Raw genomic sequence first — 6,247 nt, 5'->3', positions numbered from 1 at the left:
CAAAGCGAGTGCGAGAGCCCGGTTCCGGTCGGGAGGAACAGCTGCAGTCTCGACTACAGGCATAGGGTTGCCTTCGTCGTCGTTCGGCGTCAGAGGCTGGATCTTCCGACCTGGAGAGCCTTGCAGCGCACCAATGAAATCGTTGGCATCCTGCGTGTTCCTGGTGCGCAGTGCTTCGGCCATCTTGCGCTCGCGGTCGTCGGACTGCTTGTTCATCAGGACCGACCCCAGTCCACGGACGGCATTGGAGACCCCTTCAAGGGCGCTGGGCGGGACGTAGTGTCCACTGACCATCTGACCTTGCGGAGTCTGCTGGGATTGCTTGAGCAGCAGCATCGCCATTTCGCGCTGACGCTGGATCGAGTTCGCGTCGATTGCCGCATCAGTGCCGGGCTGGAAGAAGTTGACAGACGTTGCCATTTACAGCCCTCTGATGAATTGAAGTGTTTGTAGCCGTGTATTTTCCACCAAAGGCGCCCATTCTTCAGGAATTGGGAAAGCCTTCAGTTCGGCGAAATGATGAGGGTCTTCTTCGGCATGGTGGCGGAGCGTTCGCGCAGCCTTGACGCCAAATTCATTCTCGATGGACTCGACGTATTCCATGGGGATCGGATTGCCCTCAAGCGCCATCATGTAGCCCATCAAGGAAACCGGATGGACATGGCGGACGAGGTAATAGGCCATCCCAGCAAGCTGGGCGGCTCCATAGTGCAAATTGACTGGGTGATCGCCCAAATCCTCTTTCAGCCAAACAGCGTGGTTCTTTTCGTCCTCAAGATGCTTTTCATAGAACGTCTTCAGGTCTTTTTCCCAGCCCTCGTCTTTCAAAAGAAAGATGGCCTCTCCAAGCAATGGCTCGCTTGCGATGATGATCTGATACAGAAGCGCCAGATGGTCCATGTCAGTACATGTAGGCCAGCATGGCGATGCTGCTGGCAGCGCTGATGCCCGCCTGGGTCTGTTGAGCAGCAGCAGCGTTTTCAGCGTTTGCGTTGCCGACCTGCGCGTTGTATTGGGAGTTCGTCGCGCCCAGCAGGTCGGGCCCGCTGGTCTGGCCTTGCTGCCCGGGCGTGTTGAATGTGGGGTTGGTCACCTGCGAGCCAGTGCGCAACGCATTCAGTTCGTTCAAGGGGAGCTGGCGCAGGAACTGCCGTTGCTGCAGGGTTGCTTGATTCCCGGCAAGGGCCTGCTGGAACATCTGGTTTTGCACCTGCGAGCCGGCTAGATTGGCCGCGATATCCGCGTCATTGCGTTGCTTGCCAAACTGCTGTTGCTGGATGCCCCAGCCCTCAGAGCCTTGCGTCAGACCCTGATTGGCTAGTTTTGCATCCAAAGACGATTGCTGGCGGTCCAGTTCAGGGTTCTGGCGCTGGCGAATCAGATCAACCGCGCGATCCCAACCATCCATCCCCGTTTGACCGTTGATGTCGATCAGGCCGGAGGTGTCGAAAGGCTGCGCCATCGAGTCGCGAACTCGATCCATTGCAGTGCCCTGCAGATCGGCCAGCCCAAGGCTCGTGCGGTTGTACGCATCGAGCAACTGTTGCCCGGTATCACTTAGCTCAATCTGTGAGGACCACGTATCCGGGTCCATGGTGAACTGTTCGCGCGTCGGTTTCTGATAAGCCCCCACATGCGCCTGATACTCGCGAAGCTGCTGCGCCTGCCCTTGGTCCTGCATGTTGGCCAAAAGATCCTGCATGTGGTCGTAGTCGGACACAGCCTTGTCGTAGCCCTCCTGATCGAAGCCAGTGCCTTGCGTGTACTTCAGACTGCCGTAAGGCGTCACCTGGTTGATGCGGTTGGCCGAGGTTTGCGACCGAGCGGCCTGCAGGTTGCCCGCCGCTTGAGCTTGGGCTTGGCCGACGTAGTCGGGGGCCGCAGGGGCAGAAGATTTGGACCCCACGATTACACCTCTGTGATAGAGTTGAGTTTCACCACTTCTTTATCTCCTAGAGGTTTTCTATGAACGATACATTGCCAGCCCGGTTTTGGGCAAAAGTGATCAAAGCCGATGGCTGTTGGAAATGGTCCGGCAGCAAGCATTCTTTCGGGTACGGGATGATCATGAAAGGTGGCGACGCGAAAAAGACCAAGATCACCGCCAGCCGCGCGTCTTGGCTTATTCATTTTGGGGAAATCCCAGAAGGCCTTCATGTTTGCCACAAGTGCGACAACCCCGAATGCACCAACCCGGACCATTTGTTTCTTGGGACCGCCAGAGATAACTCGCAAGACTGCATCGCCAAGGAAAGGCGTGCGATGGTCTTTAGCCAAGTCGAATGCGACATCATTCATACGCTTTTTACTCTTGGCGTGTCCAATGCCAAGCTCATGAGAGCTTTCCAGGTCTACCGACGAACTATTTCCTCCGCAATTGAGCGGGGCGGCATGCTTCCGCCAATCAAGAAAAATCATCCGAAGCCTAGGACCGGCAGGCCCAAATCTCCGCCGCCCCTTGGGATTGGCTCCAAAAACGGAAGGGCGAAGATCGGAGAAAACGACGTTTTGAAGATTAGAGCAATGCGCGCCGATGGGCTCAGCACAGGCGAAATCGCCAAGCATTTCTCCATTGGGAAGTCCATGGTTTCGCACATCTGCACAAGACGCTGCTGGAAGCACATCTGAAATTACAGCCACCGACATTGCTCCTTAGTCATCGTGAGAATGACAAGATCACCATCTTTTGTGGCGTTGGCAATTCGTGCCTCTTCCACAAAGCCAAGTTTGTGATCGAACCGGAGGGCGCGGTCATTGATTGAGTCTACCAAACCTATGGCTTTTTTCACCTTAAGTTGGCAGAACACATACTGGAAACAGTATTTAGTATAGGCTTTGGTGACGGGTCGATCTGCAGCAACATGCATGCAAATACTTGCCCCGTTGTACATATCGAAGAGGCACCCGGCAGTCAGATTCCCATCTGTGAGCCAGCCAATGGCCGTAGAAGTCCCAGCTTCATATTGGCCGCCCGTGCGCTCACAGACCCATGGTCCAACAATTGACGCGTCAGTTGTTATCACAACACAGATCCGACCTGATACAACGTGTCAGTCGTGTTCCAAGTCAACGACGCGCCATTGCCGGAAACAGTGAGGCGAAGTGCGGCGTACCTGCCGAGAGCCCCCACGGTCTGCCAGGAGCTGATCTGCGTTAGGCTCCCGCCCCACACCATCGTCCCCCAAACCATCGAGCCCCAGACCATGCCTGTCGGCGGCGTGTACGACAAAGAGCCGGTGGAGGGGGTCTGCAGGAAATCGACATTCAATCCAAACAGGATTGAAGGCGAGCCGTCCGACAACAGTGATGGGCGAACCATCGTGAAGTACTTCTGCAACGCATTGGTGCGGAAGTTGGAATAGGCCTGCAAGGCGTCCGCACGGATAGGCACGCCATCATCAAAATTCCCGCTCCACGCTTTGTAGACGTTCGTTCCGCCGAAATAGATGCTCGGCCCTACCACTTCCCAGCAAGAGGCGTTCATATTCGTGAACCGCGCCCATGAGCTGGTGATGGTGTTCATCACGTACTGAATGCTGGTAGTGGAAGACGTAGGCACGTTCAACCATAGCTGGTTCTGCTCGGGGAAAACCGACATCTGCCAGCCGTAGTTGCCTTCATATGCCACGACAGCCTGATTGATCAAGTTCTGGATCTTGTCCGTCAGTGCGATAGAGCGGTCAATGGTGGCCGACAGAAGAGCCCGACTTAGCGGGAAGATGCCTTGCTCGCACATGATGAGAGCATCGCCGCCCATCTTGGCGAAGCACTTCCGACCGATTGGCCGGCCCAGGTAGTACACCCCTTGCTTCGTCCATGTGGCCGGGTCGAGCCCCTGATAGATGGCGACTTCACCTTCCGACGAGATGAAGACGGCCAGGTCATTCAGGCCTGCGCCAGCGTCCACCGACCATGATCCCATCGCCATCAGGTAGCCGCCACGAGGAAAGATCGTCGCCAGGTCAAATGACGTAGCGGCTCCTGCGATGCTTTGCACGGCAAGATACCAGACCCGCAAGCGGTTCTTTTCCACCATGAACAGGCGGTTGCCGAACACGTTCACCTGAGCCAGCAGGTTGGACGTGATGCCAGTGATGGATACATCGGCCCAAGTAGTCCCGTCGTAGATCTTGCCGTTGTCCTGCCCATTCACAGCCCACAGGAAGGGCCCGCCAGGCGTCACGATGTTCGTGTAGCACCATTGAGCATTCGTCAGCCCAGTGACCACCGGAGCGCCCACGGCACCCGCCGAACTCACATTGTAGAAACTGGTCCCGGCTGCCGCGAAGATCTGATACGTACCCGTCGCCGTGGCATAGCGAAAGATCGTTTGGGTTCTGGCTGCAATGCCGGTCACCCATTTGCTGTAGCCCTTGCGTACATCCACCCCGGTCGTGGTCGGATACCAGTCGTCCAGAATGACCGCATCCAACGGCTTCATCGCTGCAAGAGAATCGCGCGCGTTCAAGCCGCCGACCGGGGCCGGCATAGAAGCGGTCTTGGCGATTGCAGGCATTAAACGACAGCGCCCGTTGCATCAACCCATGACGCGCCATTCCATGTGATTGGCTTTCCAGCAGCGGCTAGGGTCGTATCCAGATATCCAACGCCAACATCGGAAGCTGTAAGGACTGGCCGGTTGGCAGTTGTGCCAGAGACTGAGAGCACCGACCATGGGCCGACGTTCTCGATGATCTTGAACACGTTCGCTCCTTCGGGCCGGACTCGCAGGTATGCCCCAGGCTTGCCGTTCGCCTGCAGACGTTGCCCTATACCAAGGCCGCGAAAACGTCCAGTTCCATTTCCCGCGCCACCTGTGCGAACGATGCAACTTGCCGCATAGGGTTGGCGGATGATGATGTCAGGTCCGCCCGCAAGGTACAACGTATCCGAAAGGTCAAAAGACACGCTGGCATTCGCTGCCACAAGTGCACCATAGTTCCCGTAATTTCCTTGCGTCGACGCGGTGTCATTTCCCAGTTGAGCGTACTCATCGGACAACCGACCAGTGCCATAGTGGCCGCCGTTATTGTTTACTGTGACCCCAACTATTGAACGCGGGTTAACAAAGTCCGCTCGAGCCACGTTGCCAGAGGCCGCTACGTTGTCTCGGTAAAAGAACGTTTTCGGGATTGATCCCGAATTGATGACGACCGTGGGTTCCAGGACTTGTGCATTGCCAATGACATAGGTCCGCGGGCTGCCTGTGTCGCGCAAAACCACGAACGGGCTGCCGTAGCTCGGTGCCGCCGAGGCGCTGCGGTTGCAGTCCACAACGGTCGGGCGCACAGCTTGGATCTGAGGTCCGAGCACGTCGTGTTCGCTGGACAGGAAGGCGGCGCCCTTGCTGTTCTTCCAGCAGGGGTCCAGGGTCGTTATCTTGCCCTTCACAACATAGGTACCCTGCGTGGCGATCAGGCCGTTCGTGGTGGTGTTCACACCGCCTGCGCTGTACCCGACCACGCTGCCGTCATCGGTGTGGTTTTCGATGGTGATGTCTACGGTTTTAGGAATGACACCTGCAAATGCTTGAAGCGCAATCAAAATGCCCGGCCCGGCGCAGTTCTCCGTGTAGGGATTGAGAATCCGAATGCCGATCAATTCTTCAGTATTGTTGTCCGGCTCAATGTCCAATCCCGCGCCAGGGGACGTACCGCCGATATTCGTCCAACGCGCAGATTCCACCGTAATGTTTTTGCCGGTGGTAATTGACATGCCTTGTCGGCGGCATGCATCCGCATCGGGGCGCAAGATATAGCAACCTTGCGGCACGCCCGTAGTAGCACCTCGGCCAAAATAGATTCCATCGCCCCATGTGTTGTTCGTGACGGGGTATTCCACGCGGATTCTATTCCCGCCGCGAATGTCAATACCCATACCAAACTCGCCAGTCGAAGCGGAATTTAGATCTTTTCGGCCATCAAGCGGCGGGTTTATTAGACGAACGTCGGTTCGATCCCAGACGCGCAACATTTGGTAGATGGTGTTGTTGTGGGCGAGCAATTGAAGTGTGCCGCCCAATTCCCATCGGATCGTCGTGTTGCTTGGTATGTCTAGGCACAGACCGAAGTTCGGCGAAGCATCTGGCAACGGCGCCATTCGCCATTGTGCAGCGTTCATCACCAGTGTCATGCCCGCCGCCGAGGCGACGTTTATCATGTTCTGCATGATGGCACGATAGTCTCCCGCCGTGCCTGCTTTAACCGCTGCGATCTGGTCCGGCGTCAGAAAGTTAAATGCGAAAATC

Annotated in this window: 6 protein-coding genes; 1 reads left to right on the top strand and 5 read right to left on the bottom strand. The window is 56.6% G+C overall.

All coding sequences use genetic code 11. The features are described 5' to 3' along the window. The 3 genes from VGC62_RS06710 to VGC62_RS06700 form a co-directional block, all read right to left on the bottom strand. Nucleotides 1-420 (bottom strand): hypothetical protein (locus VGC62_RS06710; protein ID WP_331186287.1); only part of this gene is annotated, 420 nt, incomplete at its 3' end. Further along, on the bottom strand, nucleotides 421-900 hold the full coding sequence (locus VGC62_RS06705) for a hypothetical protein (RefSeq protein ID WP_331186286.1): 480 nt from the start codon (nucleotides 898-900) through the stop codon (nucleotides 421-423). A 1-nt stretch (nucleotide 901) separates the two neighbouring features. Next, nucleotides 902-1,906: a hypothetical protein gene (locus VGC62_RS06700; protein WP_331186285.1), complete on the bottom strand. Its 1,005-nt coding sequence runs from the start codon at nucleotides 1,904-1,906 to the stop codon at nucleotides 902-904. A gap of 59 nt (nucleotides 1,907-1,965) precedes the next feature. Between VGC62_RS06700 and VGC62_RS06695 the strand changes: the two genes are divergently transcribed. Then, on the top strand, nucleotides 1,966-2,628 hold the full coding sequence (locus VGC62_RS06695) for an HNH endonuclease signature motif containing protein (protein ID WP_331186284.1): 663 nt from the start codon (nucleotides 1,966-1,968) through the stop codon (nucleotides 2,626-2,628). Between the two features lie 391 nt (nucleotides 2,629-3,019). Here VGC62_RS06695 and VGC62_RS06690 read toward each other — a convergent pair whose 3' ends face one another. Both VGC62_RS06690 and VGC62_RS06685 read right to left on the bottom strand, forming a co-directional pair. Then, nucleotides 3,020-4,516: a hypothetical protein gene (locus VGC62_RS06690; protein WP_331186283.1), complete on the bottom strand. Its 1,497-nt coding sequence runs from the start codon at nucleotides 4,514-4,516 to the stop codon at nucleotides 3,020-3,022. Continuing rightward, nucleotides 4,516-6,247, bottom strand: a 1,732-nt coding sequence (locus VGC62_RS06685) for a hypothetical protein (RefSeq protein ID WP_331186282.1), incomplete at its 5' end; no start/stop codon positions are given. The genes VGC62_RS06685 and VGC62_RS06690, both read right to left, overlap by 1 nt.

Source organism: Pseudomonas sp., from assembly GCF_036404235.1.
Taxonomy (GTDB): domain Bacteria; phylum Pseudomonadota; class Gammaproteobacteria; order Pseudomonadales; family Pseudomonadaceae; genus Aquipseudomonas.
The sequence above is the reverse complement of the archived record's forward strand: the minus strand, read 5'-3'. Positions and strand labels throughout refer to the sequence as shown.

What these genes read in the sequence shown, in the direction of transcription:
- VGC62_RS06695 (WP_331186284.1), top strand. Translation starts at nt 1,966, where the DNA reads ATGAACGATACATTGCCAGCCCGGTTTTGGGCAAAAGTGATCAAAGCC.
- VGC62_RS06690 (WP_331186283.1), bottom strand. Translation starts at nt 4,516, where the DNA reads ATGCCTGCAATCGCCAAGACCGCTTCTATGCCGGCCCCGGTCGGCGGC.
- VGC62_RS06705 (WP_331186286.1), bottom strand. Translation starts at nt 900, where the DNA reads ATGGACCATCTGGCGCTTCTGTATCAGATCATCATCGCAAGCGAGCCA.